At 37.4% G+C, this 17,216-nt stretch carries 15 protein-coding genes and 1 pseudogene; 9 read left to right on the top strand and 7 right to left on the bottom strand.

Annotation, left to right across the window (positions count from 1 at the left end):
- Positions 1-14 precede the first annotated feature (14 nt).
- The 6 genes and pseudogenes from ACFSR8_RS04850 to ACFSR8_RS04875 all read right to left on the bottom strand — a co-directional run.
- Positions 15-689: pseudogene (locus ACFSR8_RS04850) on the bottom strand (phosphoribosylanthranilate isomerase); the annotation flags it as partial.
- Positions 690-736: 47 nt separating this feature from the next.
- Complete coding sequence (trpC, locus tag ACFSR8_RS04855) at positions 737-1,516, bottom strand: indole-3-glycerol phosphate synthase TrpC (RefSeq protein ID WP_380289609.1); 780 nt, start codon at positions 1,514-1,516, stop codon at positions 737-739.
- Between the two features lie 317 nt (positions 1,517-1,833).
- Entirely contained in the window at positions 1,834-2,826 is a 993-nt protein-coding gene (trpD, locus tag ACFSR8_RS04860) for an anthranilate phosphoribosyltransferase (protein WP_380289611.1), read from the bottom strand.
- A gap of 122 nt (positions 2,827-2,948) precedes the next feature.
- Positions 2,949-3,515, bottom strand: a complete 567-nt coding sequence (locus ACFSR8_RS04865) for an anthranilate synthase component II (protein ID WP_380289613.1) — start codon at positions 3,513-3,515, stop codon at positions 2,949-2,951.
- 2 nt (positions 3,516-3,517) lie between these two features.
- Positions 3,518-4,924 carry an anthranilate synthase component I family protein gene (locus ACFSR8_RS04870; RefSeq protein WP_380289615.1) on the bottom strand — a complete coding sequence of 469 codons (1,407 nt, stop codon included), beginning with the start codon at positions 4,922-4,924 and terminating at the stop codon, positions 3,518-3,520.
- A gap of 321 nt (positions 4,925-5,245) precedes the next feature.
- Positions 5,246-5,707 carry a MarR family winged helix-turn-helix transcriptional regulator gene (locus tag ACFSR8_RS04875; RefSeq protein WP_380289617.1) on the bottom strand — a complete coding sequence of 154 codons (462 nt, stop codon included), beginning with the start codon at positions 5,705-5,707 and terminating at the stop codon, positions 5,246-5,248.
- A 123-nt stretch (positions 5,708-5,830) separates the two neighbouring features.
- On the opposite strand from ACFSR8_RS04875, the gene ACFSR8_RS04880 reads away from it, so the two are divergent.
- The 5 genes from ACFSR8_RS04880 (at position 5,831) to ACFSR8_RS04900 (ending at position 8,313) form a co-directional block, all read left to right on the top strand.
- Complete coding sequence (locus ACFSR8_RS04880; protein WP_380289619.1) at positions 5,831-6,355, top strand: TlpA family protein disulfide reductase; 525 nt, start codon at positions 5,831-5,833, stop codon at positions 6,353-6,355.
- Between the two features lie 11 nt (positions 6,356-6,366).
- Positions 6,367-6,984 (top strand): thioredoxin family protein, encoded by a 618-nt coding sequence (locus ACFSR8_RS04885; protein WP_380289621.1) that lies wholly within the window; start codon positions 6,367-6,369, stop codon positions 6,982-6,984.
- 98 nt (positions 6,985-7,082) lie between these two features.
- Positions 7,083-7,403 carry a rhodanese-like domain-containing protein gene (locus ACFSR8_RS04890; protein ID WP_380289623.1) on the top strand — a complete coding sequence of 107 codons (321 nt, stop codon included), beginning with the start codon at positions 7,083-7,085 and terminating at the stop codon, positions 7,401-7,403.
- Positions 7,404-7,406: 3 nt separating this feature from the next.
- Complete coding sequence (locus ACFSR8_RS04895; RefSeq protein ID WP_380289625.1) at positions 7,407-7,802, top strand: rhodanese-like domain-containing protein; 396 nt, start codon at positions 7,407-7,409, stop codon at positions 7,800-7,802.
- 184 nt (positions 7,803-7,986) lie between these two features.
- Positions 7,987-8,313 (top strand): hypothetical protein, encoded by a 327-nt coding sequence (locus ACFSR8_RS04900; protein ID WP_380289627.1) that lies wholly within the window; start codon positions 7,987-7,989, stop codon positions 8,311-8,313.
- 85 nt (positions 8,314-8,398) lie between these two features.
- Here the strand turns inward: ACFSR8_RS04900 and ACFSR8_RS04905 are convergent, their stop codons facing one another.
- The gene (locus ACFSR8_RS04905) at positions 8,399-9,448 is read right to left on the bottom strand and encodes a LacI family DNA-binding transcriptional regulator (RefSeq protein ID WP_380289629.1); all 1,050 of its coding nucleotides are present in this window, start codon (positions 9,446-9,448) and stop codon (positions 8,399-8,401) included.
- A gap of 289 nt (positions 9,449-9,737) precedes the next feature.
- On the opposite strand from ACFSR8_RS04905, the gene ACFSR8_RS04910 reads away from it, so the two are divergent.
- The 4 genes from ACFSR8_RS04910 to ACFSR8_RS04925 all read left to right on the top strand — a co-directional run bounded on the left by ACFSR8_RS04910 (position 9,738) and on the right by ACFSR8_RS04925 (position 17,123).
- Positions 9,738-10,784 (top strand): PfkB family carbohydrate kinase, encoded by a 1,047-nt coding sequence (locus ACFSR8_RS04910; RefSeq protein WP_380289631.1) that lies wholly within the window; start codon positions 9,738-9,740, stop codon positions 10,782-10,784.
- Positions 10,785-10,871: 87 nt separating this feature from the next.
- Positions 10,872-11,540: a bifunctional 4-hydroxy-2-oxoglutarate aldolase/2-dehydro-3-deoxy-phosphogluconate aldolase gene (locus ACFSR8_RS04915; RefSeq protein ID WP_380289633.1), complete on the top strand. Its 669-nt coding sequence runs from the start codon at positions 10,872-10,874 to the stop codon at positions 11,538-11,540.
- Between the two features lie 300 nt (positions 11,541-11,840).
- Complete coding sequence (locus tag ACFSR8_RS04920) at positions 11,841-14,105, top strand: hypothetical protein (protein WP_380289635.1); 2,265 nt, start codon at positions 11,841-11,843, stop codon at positions 14,103-14,105.
- A gap of 201 nt (positions 14,106-14,306) precedes the next feature.
- On the top strand, positions 14,307-17,123 hold the full coding sequence (locus ACFSR8_RS04925; RefSeq protein WP_380289637.1) for a triple tyrosine motif-containing protein: 2,817 nt from the start codon (positions 14,307-14,309) through the stop codon (positions 17,121-17,123).
- The last annotated feature ends 93 nt before the right edge of the window (positions 17,124-17,216 follow it).

Genomic DNA, 17,216 nt, shown 5'->3' on the forward strand with positions numbered 1-17,216 from the left:
TTATTAACGAACTCTCTTAAATTTGAAACACTTTTAAGTCCAGGTTCGGTTTCAAATTTACTGTTTACGTCGATGGCGTAACAGTGTTTTGACGCCTCACTGGCTTTAAATTCTTTAATATCTTCCATTTGATCCAATCCAATACCGCCACTTAAAAAGAAGGGTTTTGTCGATGGATAATCGTTTAAAACGCTCCAATCGAACTGGTACCCGTTGCCTCCAGGAAGTTTGCCTTTGGTGTCGAATAGGAAATAATCGCAGACATTTTCATAATCCTCTAAAATATCAAAATTGAATGTATCTTTTATCGAAAATACTTTTATGATTTCTACAGGTTTTGAAAGCATTTTTGTAGACCGCAAAATACTGCAATAATAAGGTGATTCTTCCCCGTGCAATTGCACAGCGTCCAATTTGAATTCATTTACTTTTTCAACAACTTTAGTAAGTTCCTCATTCACAAAAACCCCAACTTTTTGTATGTCTTTTGAAATCTCAGGAATTTTTGTGTCAAAGTGACGAGGCGAATCTTCATAAAAAATAAAACCCATATAATCGGGTTGCAATCCTGCAACCTGTTGGATGTTATCTTCGTATTTCATTCCACAGACTTTCAGTGCAAGCCCCTCCCTAACCCTCCCCGTGGGGGAGGGAACTTGTTGTGCTGTATTTTGTTTTTCGTTATTCATAACTATTCTTTTTCAGTTTGAGTTAGCATTCTCCTCCTTTGGAGGAGTTAGAGGAGGCTTATAAAATTCTTTGCGCTTTCTCCCGGATTATCTGTTTTCATAAAGTTTTCGCCAATTAAAAATCCTTGGTAGCCGTATGGACGTAATTCTTTAATGGCTTCAATATTGCTTATGCCACTTTCAGAGACTTTTACAAATTCATCTGGTATTATGGAACTTAAACTTTTACTGGTTTCCAAACTCACAGCAAAGGTTTTCAAGTTACGATTGTTAACGCCTAACATGTCCAAACTTGGCATTACAGATTTGTGCAGTTCTTCTTCATTGTGAACTTCTAAAAGTACATCTAAATTCAAGCGCTTTGCAAATTCTGAAAACAGCTTGATTTCATCTCTTGAAAGTATGGCCGCAATAAGTAAAATGACATCTGCACCATGCGCTTTAGCTTCAAGAATTTGATATTCGTCAATGATGAATTCTTTTCTCAATAATGGTAAATTGCAACTGCCCCGAGCAGTAAGTAAGTCGTCTAACGAACCACCAAAATATTTGCCATCGGTTAACACGGACATACCACAAACACCTGCATTTTCATAGCCTTTAGCCACATCTTGAACGTTCAATCCGTTATTTATGACTGATTTTGACGGCGATCGTCTTTTGTACTCGGCAATGATTCCAGATTTGCTATTTTTTAGATTGTTTGCTAATGAAATGGTTGGTCTGTTAAATAAAACGGACTTTTCTAATTGAGATGTTGGAATTAGGCTTTTCCTAAGGGTAACCTCTTTTCTTTTATCTAGCGTTATTTTATCTAATATATTCATGTTTTTCTTTTATGTTCATTTTGCCTTGATGCAAAAACCCTTCGACTGCGCTCAGGATAAACCAAGCCAAAAAATCAAATCAATTTGAGGAAATTGCTAAAGCACCATTCGCTTTCGAAACTCCATGCCTGAAGCTACGCTTCGCACTTCCGTTAAACTGCGTTTGTATCTTCAATTAAAAATATATTTTCAATTTCGATAATACTCATTATTTCTGCAGATTGATGATTCCGATTGCATCGGAACTTGGGACTTGACTTTCTGCTATTTTATTTTTTACTTTCAAATTAATCTTAAATCTTCATAACTCATAACTTCTATCGACTAAGTTCTATCAACTTATCTAAACTTGCTTTTGCCTTTCCTGAGGCTAATGACTCTTTCGCCATTTCAAAACCTTCCTGATGCGAAATCTGTTTTGCAGTTGCAATCGCTAATCCGGCGTTGGCGCAAACCACATTATTTTGTGATTCGGTACCTTTACCTGAAATGATGTCAACGAAAATTTTTGATGCATCTTCAATGGTGTCGCCACCGTAAATAGCCTCTTGTTTTACCTTAGGAAGTCCTATATCTTCATGTGAAAACAGTTTTTCAGAATGATTGGAGACTATTTTTGCTTTACCAGTTAACGAGATTTCATCATAGCCATCCAATGCGTAAACAATGCTATAATTCATATCTGTATTCTGATAGATGAAACTATAGAGACGCAACAATTCCAAACTGAAAACGCCCAAGGATTGATGCATCGGGAATGATGGATTTACCATTGGCCCCAACATGTTGAAAAAGGTTTTTACACCAAGTTCTCTTCTGATTGGAGCGACATTTTTCATGGCGGGATGAAATAAAGGCGCGTGCAAAATACAAATGCCCGCTTTATCTAAACAACGTTTTAAAAAGGACTCATCGTTAGAAAATTTCACACCCAAGTTCTCCATGACATTTGATGAGCCAGAAGTTGATGATACGCCATAATTTCCATGCTTTGAAACATTAACCCCGGCTCCTGCAGTTACAAAAGAGGATAGGGTGGATATATTAAAGGTGTTTTTTCCGTCACCGCCCGTGCCCACAATATCTATGGCGTTATAGTCTTTTAAATCTATTGCAACGCAAAGTTCTAACAAGGCATTTCTGAAGCCAGTTAATTCTTCAATGGTAATGCTTCTCATCATATATACTGAAAGAAAGCATGCAATTTGGCTGGGGTTGTACATATCGTTGGATATGTTGACGATAACCTGTTTTGCCTCTTCGGTGGATATGGTTTCGTGGTTGATGAGTCTGTTTAAAATGTCTTTCATAAGCCTCTCCCTAACCCTCTCTACTTCGACTGCGCTCAGCACAGGCTCCGAGAGGGAATTGTTACTGTTATCTTTTTTATATGTTTGAGTAAGCACTGCTTACTGCCACTGCAAACTGCTTACTAATTATTTACCCAATTCTCTAAGATTTTCTTTCCATCTGGTGTTAAAACCGATTCTGGATGGTATTGTACACCTCTAACATCGTATTCCTTGTGCCTTAAAGACATCACTTGACCGTTGGCATCAAAGGATGTGGCCTCCAGACTATCTGGTAATTTGGAACTAACTACCCATGAATGATAGCGGCCAACTTCAATATCCTTCTTCAAACCCTTGAAAATATATTCGTCGTCAACACTAATGGTAACGTTTGTGGCAACGCCATGATAGACTTCATCCAAATTTACCAGCGATCCTCCAAAAACTTCACCAATAGCCTGTTGCCCCAAGCAAACTCCAAAAATACTTTTGGTAGAGGCATATTTCTCAATAATTGCTTTTAATAAGCCAGCCTCGTCAGGGATCCCTGGGCCTGGTGATAACACTATTTTATCAAAAGGTTCAACATCTTCTAAAGTCAGTTTATCGTTTCTAACAACAGTCACGTCACAATTTAAATCTTCTAAATAGTGTACCAAGTTGTACGTAAAACTGTCGTAATTGTCTATGACTAATACTTTATTCATAATTAAATGTCTTCTGCTAATTCAATCGCTTTGGTTAAAGCACCTAACTTATTATATACTTCCTGCAATTCGTCTTCCTTGTTCGATTTTGAAACCAAACCAGCGCCGGCTTGCCAATACAATTTGTAATCTTTACTTAAAAAGGTACGGATCATAATGGCATGATTAAAATTACCTTCAAAGTCCATAAATCCTATGGCACCACCGTAAAATGCACGACTTGTTTTTTCATAATCCTCAATCAGTTGCATAGCTCTGTGTTTTGGAGCACCACTTAAGGTTCCTGCAGGAAAGGTGTCGGCCACAACCTGCATGGTTGAGGTGTTGCCATGCTTCTGCCCAGTTACTTTGCTCACCAAATGAATCACATGTGAAAAGAACTGAACTTCTCGATAGGTTTCCACTTTCACTTGATTGCCATGACGGCTTAAATCGTTTCGGGCCAAATCAACGAGCATCACGTGTTCGGCATTTTCCTTATCGTCATTTTTAAGCTTTTCGGCTAAAATTTCGTCTTTTTCATAATCGCCTGTTCTTTTGTAAGTACCAGCGATAGGATGGATTTCTGCCAGTCCTTCAGTAACAATCAACTGTGCTTCCGGTGAACTTCCAAAGATTTTAAAATCACCATAATCAAAATAGAATAAGTAAGGGGATGGGTTAATGCTCCGCAATGCGCGGTAAATATTAAAATCGTCACCAGTAAATTCTTGTGAAAATCGTCTGGATAAAACCAATTGGAAAACATCCCCGCGCTGGCAGTGCTTTTTAGCAATTTCAACGTGTTCCTTAAACTCTTCATCAGTTAAGTTGGACTGTATATCCCCTTTTGAATTAAAACCAAAAGAGGCAAAATTCTGAACGTTAATCAGTTGATCTATTTCGTCGATATTATTTTCAACCCCCTCAAAACAATGCGCGAAAATATAAGCCTCACTTTTAAAATGATTAATGGCTATAATATTTTGATATACCGCGTAGTAAATATCGGGAATTACAACTGAATCGTCCTTTTTCCCTATTTCAATATCCTCAAAATAACGCACCGCATCGTATGCCGAATATCCAAAAATACCATTGTTGATGAATTTGAAGTTTTCTGCGGAAGATACATCAAAACGCTTGGTGAAATTGTAGATTTCCTCAACAACATCAACATTGTTATCGATATCTATAGATCGAGAACTTCCATCGGGAAAAATCTCTGAAATCACCTCGTTTTCAACCTTTATTGACGCAATAGGGTTGAAGCAGATATATGAAAAGTTTTTATGATTCCTGTGGTAATCCCCACTTTCCAATAGGATGCTGTTAGGGTATTTGTCGCGAATCTTATAATAGACCGTAACGGGAGTAATTGTATCGGTTAGGATACGCTTATGATGTGTATAAAGACTAAATTTTTCCATGTGTCGTTTTTAGATTCCGAATGGTGCCGGAATTCAAAGAAAAAGGCTTGTCGTGAATTGACAAGCCTTTTTTGATATTTTAAGTTTAAATATACTAGGGTGTTACTTCACGAATGTTAGTTTCGAGAGCACCACCACCAAGTGTTATTTAATGTTTTATTCATTATTAATTGAATTGAGCGTCAAATATAAAGATGAAAATATAATTACGCAATGGTTTGCTGAATTTTTTAGATAGGACTAAGGTCCAAAACTGTTTAAAACAAAAAACTACCATACAAGTATGGTAGTTTCAGTCGATTATTGGACGTTGAGAGAGAGTTAGTTTGCTATTAACCTAAGTTTGCCCAATAATCTGATCAATTCGGTAGCCTCTTCGTCAGACAAAGCGCTTACCATTTGTACTTCTTTGCTATCAATCAATGTGTCAATATCGTTCAAGAAGCTCAATCCCTCAGCTGTGATGCTGATATCAATCTTTCTTCTATTGGCTTTGTTGGTTTTTTTATCAACTAAGCCTTTTTTTATGAGTTTGTCTACCAATCTCGTGGTATTACTCATCTTATTAATCATTCTGTCCTGCACAACATTTAGCTCTGCGGGCTTCCCTTTTTGCCCTCTTAGAATCCGCAATACATTAAACTGTTGTATTGAAATATCAAAAGGTTTTAGGATTTTGTTCAACTCGCCATTAACTATCCCATAGGTATATAAAAGGTTGACAATTACACTTTTCGGTAGCGGAATGTCAGCTTTAAGTTTCAGGATGTCCTCTATCCGCATACTTAACTGTTGTATAGACAAATGTATATAAAATTTACTATTTATTATCATTTTGTTAAAAAAAATGTTAAACCGTAATAACTTTGGGTTGCAATGCTTAATTTTAGAAGATTAAATGCGTCTATGAGATTCAAATTTTTACTTTTAATTGTGTGTATTGCGTTGTCCTGTAAGGGCAAAAAGGACGCAGAGATTGTTGAAAATGTTAAAGTTTCTAAAGAAATTGAAGTGCAAGCGGATGTGGATTTGGAAGTTTATGATTTTGAAGGTTTCCAGAAGTTTTTAAACCGATCGGACGACAAAACTTATGTAATTAATTTCTGGGCCACATGGTGTGCTCCTTGTATTAAAGAATTGCCCTATTTTGAAAAGTTAAACGCCGATTACCAAAATGTTGAGGTGGTTTTGGTGAGCTTGGATTTTCCGCATGTGTATGAGAAAAAATTAAAGCCTTTCATCGTAAAGAAGGGGTTAAAAAGTAAAGTGATTGCTCTTAATGATCCAAACGAAAATGAATGGATTAATAAGATTGACGAATCATGGTCTGGTTCCATTCCCGCCACGATTATTTATAAAAAGGATAATCGGAAATTTTTTGAGAGGTCATTTACTTTTGAAGAACTTGAAAACGAAGTAAAACAATTTTAAAACATATGATTATGAAAAGATTAATTAAAGGAATTGCCGTTACGGCTTTAGTGTTTGCTATAAGTGCATTTGCAATATCGAAGGAGGAACACAGTGGTTACAAAATTGGCGACGTTGTGGATGAAATATCCTTAATGAGCACGGATAAAAAACTGGTCTCCTTTGCGGATTTTGAGGATGCAAAAGGGTTTATCGTGACCTTTACCTGCAACACCTGCCCATTTGCCATCGCTTATGAAGATCGTATTATTGCCTTGGATAAGAAGTATGCCCCAAAAGGCTACCCTGTTATTGCAATAAACCCGAATAACCCAAATACTAAACCAGGGGATAGCTTTGAGGCTATGCAACAAAGGGCAAAAGAAAAAGGCTTTACTTTTCCTTATTTGGTGGACGAAGGGCAAAAGGTGTACCCGAAATTTGGGGCCACAAAGACGCCACATAATTATGTACTCCAAAAAACAGAAGGAGGTTTAATTGTTGAATACATTGGAGCAATTGACGATAGTTCCAGAAACCCAGAGGCTGTTAAAGAAACCTATGTTGAGGATGCAGTTGACGCTTTGTTGGATGGCAAAGAAGTAAAGGTAAAGGAAACCAAAGCTATTGGGTGTTCCATCAAGGTATAATTGTTAATAAATTTTGAAATCCGGAGGTGCAATACTTCGGATTTTTTTACGTCTATATATAGAAGAAATATTAATTTTGCGGAAATTAAATTAAAGTCATGGAAGATTTAACACAAGATGAATGGGCTGAGCAATTATCCAACGATGATAATGCAGTGGTTTTGGATGTAAGAACGGATGAAGAGATTGCAGACGGTATCATTCCCAATGCCATCCACATTGATATTTATAAAGGACAGGAATTTATAAATGAATTGGAAGATTTAGATAAAGACAAAAACTATTATGTGTATTGCCGATCAGGTAATAGGAGTGGGCAAGCTTGCCGAATTATGGATGAGCTGGGTTTTGAGCACGCCTTTAATCTTGAAGGTGGTATATTGGAATGGGAAGGTGAGTTGGTTCAGATGGAGTCTTAATCCATGATGAAACAACTTTCCTTTTTAGGGATTTTGATGTTGGTTTCAATAATCTCTGGATGTCAGGTCAATTCTGGAAATTCAGAGGTTTTGAAACCTTCAGTTTTTAAGGACTCTATCTCCAAAGAAAATATTCAACTTATTGACGTCCGAAAGCCGAAAGAGTTTAAAGAGTTTCATATTCCAGGAGCTATAAACATTAATTATTTTTCTGATTACTTTTTAGATAGCTTAAAGGTTCTAAATCCTGAGGGCTCGGTTTTTATTTATTGCCGTTCAGGTAAGCGAAGTTCCAAAAGTGTAAAACAATTTGAAAAAGCCGGTTTTGATAAAATTTATCAATTAGAAGGTGGGCTTGTGGAGTGGAAAAGCAATGCCTTTCCGACGGTTTCCGAATAACCGCTTTTTTTGCAGTTGATACGGGGGCTAATCAAGTTTAAAAACGTTCATCACTATTTTTAGGTACTTCACCTTTTTTATTTTTTAGAAGTTGCAAGTTTTTCCTATTTTTATTGAGAATTTGACAAAATCAATAAGATTTAGAAAATCAAAATAGAATTCAACCTCAAATTTTAAGTTAATTATGGAGAATGGTTTGCTCATTTTAGGATTAATCCTGTTGCTTTTTGTTGCCATGTATGGATATGCATACGGCACAGTTGCCTGGGAAAAAATGCAATTTAAGAAGCAAGAAGAAGAGATAAAAAGATTGGAAGCTATTCGGCAGGAAGAGCGTGCTCAAAAACAAAAGGAGAGGGACGAAAAGCTTGAAAGGCTAAGAAAAAGGAGCGAAGAAATACGCATGGAACTCAATCGTCTGGAAAAAGTAAATCTTCAAAGAGCTACTGCGGATCAAAAGAAAGTTGAAAAAATGAAGAAGCGTATCGAGGAAAAGCAAAAGGCTAGTTAATCGATATAAACGTAATATGCAAAAGCACTTTCGGGAGTGCTTTTTTTTATGGCTTGTTTTGGAGCAAAGTCAGCTTTGGAGCAGACTAACGGGATGTATTTGCTAGTTTTAAGTTTCTGTTTGAAGACGCCCTTACGATAAGTTCGGGTTTCAGAATCATTTTATTCAAGCTAACTTCTTCCTGCGGAAGATTAACTCTTTTCAAAAATGTTTCTGCGGCCAATCTACCTATTTCTTCAGAATGTTGTTCAACTGAGGAGATGCTTGGTGTTACGATTTCGGAAAAAGGTTCGTTGGTAAACCCCACCAAAGCTATATCCTCAGGTATTTTAATGTTTTGCGACTGCATCACTCCAAGAGCTCCTAATGCGGCATAATCACCTGCAACATAAACCCCGTCGGGCCGTTTAGGAAGCTCTAGTAGCTTTTTCATAATTTCCCTGCCGTCGGACTTTCTCAAATTACATTCATAAATCAGATCAGATTCAAATGGCAGATTATATTTCTCAAGAGCGTCCATATACCCGCGTATTCGGTTTTTGTAAATTCTGGTATGGCTAAAACCTCCTATATGAGCAATACGCTTGCAACCTTGTTCTACTAAATGGTCAATCACCATATGACTACTCAAGTAGTCGTCAATTCCAACATAGTCCACGTTTAAATCATTTTCACCACGGTCAAAAAGTATCAAGGGTATCCCCTTTTGTTTTATCTTATTGTAATAATCCAGCTTTACCGTTTCATTGGCCATTGAGGCTATTATGCCATCAACCTGCGTAAATAAAAGTGCCTCTATGCTCTTGCACTCCTTTTCGTAGGATTCATTGGATTGGGCAATGATCACGTTGTAGCCTCGATCATTTAAGACCTCTTCTATTTTTTCGATAACCGAAGAAAAAAAGTTGCTACTAGCGCGTGGAATGATAACCCCAACCAAATTACTTTTGCCCTTGCGCAGTGCACTGGCCAGATGGTTGGGCTGGTAGTTCAGATTTTCGGCTACCTGAAGTACGGCGTCCTTGGTTTGTTGGCTTATCCGTGGATGATTGTTCAATGCTTTGGATACCGCAGAAGGGGTAATCCCCAAAACGTTTGCAATATCTTTTATCGTGGATTTTTTTTTATTTGCCAAATTTTATATACTTTTGTTCCAACGTTTGAACAAAGATATAATTTTTTATCAAGTTCAATAATAAACCAACTAAAAACATCTTCAATAAATACTTTTGATCTCTATCTATAAAAACGTTTGACGTTTTGGATTACGAAAGTAAATTGCGCATTGTTTTATTGGTTTTAAAAATTGTTCAAACGTTGTAACACATTGAAAAGGTATTTAAGCTGAACTGGTGTCGAATGATTTTCGAGCCACTTTAGAAGATGAATTAATAACAATAATTAAATTTTAATTGAATTAAGTAATGGCAAGAGTAGTAACATTTGGGGAAATCATGTTGAGATTAGCTCCACAAGGATTTTTAAGATTCTCACAAGCAAATAACTTCGACGCAATTTATGGCGGTGGCGAATCCAACGTAGCCGTTTCATTGGCCAACTATGGAGTTGACGTTGATTTTGTAACTCGTTTACCAAAAAATGACATTGGCGAGTGCGCGATGATGGAAATGCGAAAAAGAGGCGTTGGCGTTGATAAGATTGTTTGGGGAGGCGACCGATTAGGAATTTATTTCCTAGAGACCGGGGCGGTTTCAAGAGGCTCCAAAGTAGTTTATGACAGGGCTCACTCCGCAATGAGCGAGATTGAATCAGGGATGGTAGACTGGGACGAGGTATTTGATGGAGCAGAATGGTTCCATTGGACAGGAATTACACCAGCAATTTCTCAAGGATCGGCAGACGTTTGCTTGGAAGCAGTAAAAGCTGCAAGTGCAAAAGGACTAACCATTTCAACTGATTTGAACTATCGTCAAAAATTATGGAAATATTGCGATAACGCACATAGGGAGGTTGTTATGACAGAATTGACATCTTACTGTGATATTATTTTGGGAAATGAGGAGGATGCAGAGAAGCATTTCAACATTAAACCTGAAGGGTTGGACATTACAACTCAAGGAGAGCACGTCAAAGGCGATGCCTTTTTATCAGTATGTGACCAGATGATGAAGAAATTCCCAAGGGCTAAAAAGGTAATTACCACTTTAAGAGGATCCATCTCTGCTTCGCACAATACCTGGGCAGGTGTACTTTATGATGGAAAAACCTTGTTCCAAACCCGCCAGTACCAAATTACCGATATCGTAGATCGCGTTGGTGGTGGAGATTCCTTTATGGGTGGATTGATCTATGGATTGTTAAAATATCCTGAGGATGACCAAAATGCATTGGATTTTGCTGTAGCCGCATCTTGTTTAAAGCATACCATTAAAGGCGATGCCAACTTGGTTACCGTTTCTGAAGTAGAAAAATTAATGGGAGGGGATGCCTCTGGTAGAGTAGCAAGGTAAAAAAGTGTTTAATCGTTGAATTGTTGAATCGTTTCTACGGTTTGACAGTTCAACAACTACACAAATTAACAGTTAAACATTTACAAAATGGCACAATTTTCAAGAATAGAAGTAGCAACGGCAATGAAGGAAACGGGGATGATTCCCTTGTTTTTCCATAGTGACATTGAACTAAGCAAAAAGGTTTTAAAGGCCTGTTATGATGGAGGCGCACGTCTGATGGAGTTTACCGCTCGTGGCGATTTTGCCCATGAAGTTTTTGCCGAATTGACCAAATATGCAATAAAAGAATTGCCAGGTATGATTATGGGCGTTGGGTCTGTTACCGATGCGGGCCAGGCTTCCCTTTATATGTCTATTGGCGCAAACTTTATTGTGACGCCGGTACTGCGCGAGGATATCGCTATCGTTTGCAATAGAAGAAAAGTACTTTGGTCGCCCGGCTGTGGTACTTTAACCGAAATTACCAGAGCCGAGGAACTGGGTTGCGAAATCGTAAAATTATTCCCTGGTGATATTTATGGCCCTCAATTCGTTAAAGGTATTAAAGGCCCACAACAGTGGACGTCCATTATGCCAACGGGCGGTGTTTCGCCAACGGAAGAAAACCTAAAGGCGTGGTTTGATGCAGGGGTAACCTGTGTGGGTATGGGGTCTAAATTGATTTCAAAAGATATTATCGCCAATAGGGATTATGCCAAGTTGGAAAAGCATGTAAGGAATGCGCTTAATATTGTTAAAGCCGTAAGAAAGTAAAAAGCAAGTCCTTTTTTTAATATAGGGTATTAGTATTAAATCTCTTGAAATCAACATTTCAAGAGATTTTTTTATGGCGTTGGTAGATTCATCACGCCTTTGGTCTTAAATTTGTGAAGATTTTAATTTGAAAATGTATATTAGTGACTTTATTGTAAGAGTCTCTAAAGGAAACGGTTAAAAAATCAAGGCATTACAATAAAAATTTGGCGTATTTTACATAAAATATTTACCATAAGTAATGGAAATATAGATTAAAAGATAAACGCAAAACCCTAAATCACCTTAAATTACAGCCGTATGAAAAACGTGTTATTATTTATTCTTCTGCTGGTTTCACAAAGTAACTTTTCTCAGGAAATAGCCATCAAAACAAGGTTTATCGAGGGCGGAAGCCTGTATAAAGATGCCGAAGGAATGTCACAAGTTAGCGCCCAGTTCAAGACAAATGAAAAATGTTTAGTTACTGGTTACATCGGGAGAAATATTTATGAGGTTCTTTATAAAGAGGTGGCTGGTTTTGTTAGTGACGAGTTTCTTTTGATTAATGACGATATGATGGATTTGTTCTATGATTATGAGGAATGGCAAATGCAAAAATTGATTGAGGCAGAAGAGGCCCGCCAAAAGAAAATCCAAGATATTGTTGAGGAAAAGAAAAAAAGAATTCGGGATTCCATTGCTAAGGTTGAAGAGGAACGGCGACAGCGGGAGCTGGCTATACAGAGGGCTAAGGAACTTAAGGAAAAACAACGACGCGACTCAATAGCCAAAATAGAAGAGGCAAAACGGTTGAAAGAGTTGGAGCGTAAACGATTGGAAGTCTTGAAAGAGCAACGACGTTTGGACTCCATTGCCGAGGTGCAGGAAGAATTGCGACGTATTGAACGCGAAAAGGAATTGGCACGGCAACGTGCAGCAGAGCTGAAAGAAAAGCGAAGGTTGGATTCCATTGCAAAGGCCAAAGAGGAAGAAAAGCGTCAAATTGAGTTGCAAAAAGAACTAGAAAGAAAACGACAAGTTGCGTTGATGGAAAAGCGTCGATTAGATTCTATTGCCAAGGTTGAGGCTGAACGGAGACGACAAATCGAATTACAAAAGGAGTTGGAAAGAAAGCGTATGGAAGCTTTGAGAGAAAAACGTCGTTTGGATTCTATCGCCAAGGTTCAAGAAGATTTAAGACGAATCGAAAGAGAAAAGGAGCTGGCTAGGCAAAATGCGGAAGAGCTAAAAGAGAAACGAAGATTGGATTCCATTGCCAAGGCCAAGGAAGAAGAGAAGCGTCAAATTGAATTGCAAAAAGAATTGGCAAGGAAACGTGAAGCGGCCTTAAGGGAAAAGCAAAGATTGGATTCCATTGCCAAAGTTGAGGAGGAGTTGAGGCAGATTGAAATTCAAAAGGAGTTAGCGCGAAAAAAAGTTGAAGAAATACGTAAAAAGCGAGTTGCAGATTCTTTAGCCAAAGTTGAAGCCGAAAAACGCGGGCAGATCGAACTCCAAAAAGAGTTGGAACGCAAGCGTCAGGAAGCTCTAAAAGAGAAACTTAAATTGGATTCCATAGTGAAAGTTAAAGAAGAGTCCAAGAGAATTGAACGAGAAAAACAAGAGGCCAGAAAAAGGACAGCGGAGTTAAAAGAGCGAAAACGATTAGAAGCTATTGCAAGGGCTAAAGAAGAGGAAGAGAAGCAAATGGCCTTACAACGTGAGTTGGAACAAAAGCGCCAACTGGCCTTAAAAGAAAAATTACGTAACGATTCGATTTTAAAGGTTAGGGAAATTGAAAAGAAACAGCTGGAGAGGGAAAAAGAACTTCTTGCACAAAAAATGGCGGACTCCATCGCCAAAGTAAGGGAGGAAGAACGAAAAATACTGGAACGCGAAAAAGAATTGGCCAGACAAAAGGCCATCGCAGAGGTGAAACAAAGAATGACCGATTCAATAGCTGAGGTTAGGGTAGCTGAAAGAAAACGTTTGGAATTGGAAAAAGAACGTATCAGAAAACAGACTGAAGCTATGGTGCAGCAAAGAGTCCGAGATTCAATTGCAAAGGTTCAAGAGGAACAAAGAAAACTCTCGGTTGTCAATTCAGAAGAAGGCAGAAAGAAGGAAGAAGAACGAATTAAATCACTTGAGCGTTTGAAATTCAGAGATAGTTGTCATTACCAAATAAACGAGTATGATTCGTTTTATAACATGGAAACCAAAAGAACTGAACCATATAATTTAACAGATAGGTTAACTGTGGAATTGTATAAGCAGGGCAGAAAATTGAATGTGTTTTTTACCATGCCTGATGATTTAGGGTGCGTAAGCTACTTGTCAAATAATAGGTCTTTTGTAAAGGTAACTCTAGAGAATAACCAAACAGTTATGTTTTATCACTCCTGGGATTTGGAGTGTGGACAGTTTTTGTTTAAAGGTAATTTGACTTCATCCCAAATCACTGTGTTAAAAAAATCTCCCATAAAGTCACTTTATCTTAAGGCAACAAAAGCATCCAAAACTATTGAGACTATCGATTACAAGGAATTTTTTATTGATAAGTTGAAGTGCATCGAGAATTAAATTGTGAATTATAGTCGTTGGGCTTAATAGCGAATTTTTTAATTATAAGTTTTAAGAAATAACTCCTAAGAAGGTTTTATTACACCTTGTTTTGTTGATTTAAAACCATACAATTTAGAATTTATAGCCATACAAATACAATACATGTAGCTGTTTAAGCCTTATTTTTATTAACTTAGCAACACAACATTATGTTTTATTTTGAAAGTTGCCTGTTACTTTTTAGTAGTACTCTGTCTTCTTGGCTTTAGTTTAACTTCTATTTCCCAGGAAAGACCACCAATCAATGTTTTTACTCCAGAATCGTATGGCGCGGGCTCACAAAATTGGGGTATAGCCCAATCGAAAGACCGTTCTATATATGTAGCCAATAATATGGGACTTTTGGAATATAATGGTTCAAAATGGACATTATATGAATCTCCAAACCAAACTATTCTGAGGTCAGTAAAGGTTGTAGATAGTCTTATTTATACAGGAAGTTATCATGATTTTGGATTCTGGAAAAGGGATGATTACGGAGTGCTCAATTATACCTCTCTAGCGAATCAACTAGGAATTAAGTTTCAAGAGGATGAGGAATTTTGGAATATTGAATCCTTGGATAATTGGATATTGTTTCAGTCTTTTGAACACATTTACATCTATAACAAACAATCTAAATCCCACAGTGCGATAAGGTCCAAAACAGAGATTTCTAAACTTTTTAAAGTAGGTGATAACTTTTATTTTCAAAACCGCCTAAACGGTCTTTACAGAATAGAAAACGGTACCGATGTATTAGTTTCCAATGATACTATTGTTACACAAAACCTTCTTGTAGAAGTGTTCGCTTATAGTGGGGGTTTAATTCTGCTCACCCAGAATAATGGGTTCTATATTCTCGACGACGGGGGGCTTAGCCCTTGGCGCCCAAAAGTTAATGAAGGACTTCAAGATGTTAGTGTTTTCAGTTGTACCCAGCTTCGGGATGGGAGTTTTGTATTAGGGACAATTTCACACGGCATTATTCATATTGATGAAAATGGAGAGGAAAAATATAGAATTGCTCACTCCAATGGCTTAAGTAATAATACCGTTCTTTCACTTTTTGAAGATATGGACAACAATTTATGGTTGGGCCTTGATAATGGTGTTAACTGCATTAATATGAAGTCGCCTTATCGTATTTTTTTGGACAAAACTGGGATAATCGGTAGTGTTTACACTTCACTAGTATATCAAGACATGCTGTATCTAGGTACCAATCAGGGCTTGTTTTGTAGGCCCTTTAAGGGCGGTTCGGACTTTAAATTTATCGAAGGTACGCAGGGCCAAGTTTGGTATCTAGGAATTATAAATAATACCCTTTTTTGTGGCCACAATTCGGGAACATTCTCTATCGAGGGAAAAAAGGCCACAGAAGTAGCAAACGTGCAGGGAACTTGGCTCATAAAACCTGTTGAAGGTAGTCAAGATTTGTTGCTTCAGGGCAATTATAATGGGCTCTACGTACTTCAGAACGACAATGGCAGGTGGCAGTTTCGAAATAAAATAGCAGGTTTTAATATTTCCAGTAGATATTTTGAATTTTTAAGTGACAAAGATGTTTTTGTAAGCCATGAATACAAAGGTGTTTACAAACTAAGACTGGATAAGGACCTGACCAAAGTGCTTTCAGTTGATAAAAAAGAAATTGTTGAAAATAAGCTGTACTCGAGCTTAATTAAGTATGATGATAATATACTTTACTCAAGTATGGATGGTGTTTTCAAATATAATAGCAATACGAAACAATTTGAACAGGATAGCGTTTTAAGCGGACTGATTAGTAGGGGAGGTTTTACCTCGGCAAAATTGGTGCCGGATGAAAAGTCCAAAAAGCTTTGGGGATTTTCAGAGGACGGTATAAACTATATCACATCCTCAAAGTTAAGTGGCGAAAAGAAAATAAATAAGGTTCCGTTTCCCGTTAATATAAGAAAAGACGTTAAAGGCTACGAAAATATTACACTTGTCCATGATGAACAATATCTTTTAGGATCAAAGACGGGTTATACTATTTTGGATTTAAATGAGCTGGTGGAAAACCAGCATGAAATCAAAATCAATCAAGTTGCTCTAAATAGGGTCAAAGATATGGACTCTACGAGTCTGGTAAGCCTAAAGGGGCCACCTTTATTTGATAGCGCAGAAAATAATTTGCAGTTTTCATATAGTATTTCAGAGTTTTTGAAAAATGAACAGCCCATGTATAGATATAAACTTGAGGGTATGTATGATACTTGGAGCAATTGGACGAATATGGGTTCAGCCTCTTTTGAAAACCTTCCCTATGGCGACTATACATTTCTTGTTGAAGGAAAAGTCGGAAATAATCCTACTTCAAACTCGGCAGCCTATGCCTTTAGGATAGATAGACCTTGGTTTCTATCTTATACGGCTTTTGTTCTATACGGCATCGTATTCCTGTTGTTTTCGTTGTTTATGCATAATATTTATAAAGGCTACTACAGAAAGCAAAGGGAGCGTTTGATGCAAAAAACTACAAGGGAACTTGAGCTGAAAGAACTTGAAAATAAGCAACAATTGATGCGTTTTAGAAATGAAAGGCTAAGAGAGGATATTGAAAGCAAAAATAGGGAGCTTGGCATCGCTACGATGAATCTTATTAAAAAGAATGAGTTTTTAAGTAGTATCAAACAGGAATTGGAAGGTGCGGATAGTAGCAGAGGCGTTAAACAAGTTGTAAAAATTATTGATAGAAACCTTAATAACAATGATGATTGGAACGTGTTCCAAGAGGCATTTAACAATGCGGACAAGGATTTCCTGAAGAAGGTAAAAAGCCTGCACCCTGTGCTCACTTCAAATGATCTTAGGTTGTGCGCTTATTTACGATTGAATTTATCTTCAAAAGAAATTGCACCATTATTGAATATATCCCCAAGAAGTGTAGAGGTAAAACGTTACCGATTGCGCAAAAAGATGGAATTGCCCCACGAATCTAGCCTTACCGACTATATACTTGAAATTTAGGGACTACAACACGTACTGCTCTCACCTATACAACACCACAACATTTGGTAAAATTCAAGAAATCGAACTTTATCTGAGAACGTTAAATTCTCA

Origin of the sequence: Hyunsoonleella rubra, from assembly GCF_042684665.1 — a bacterium.
GTDB classification, from domain to species: domain Bacteria; phylum Bacteroidota; class Bacteroidia; order Flavobacteriales; family Flavobacteriaceae; genus Jejuia; species Jejuia rubra.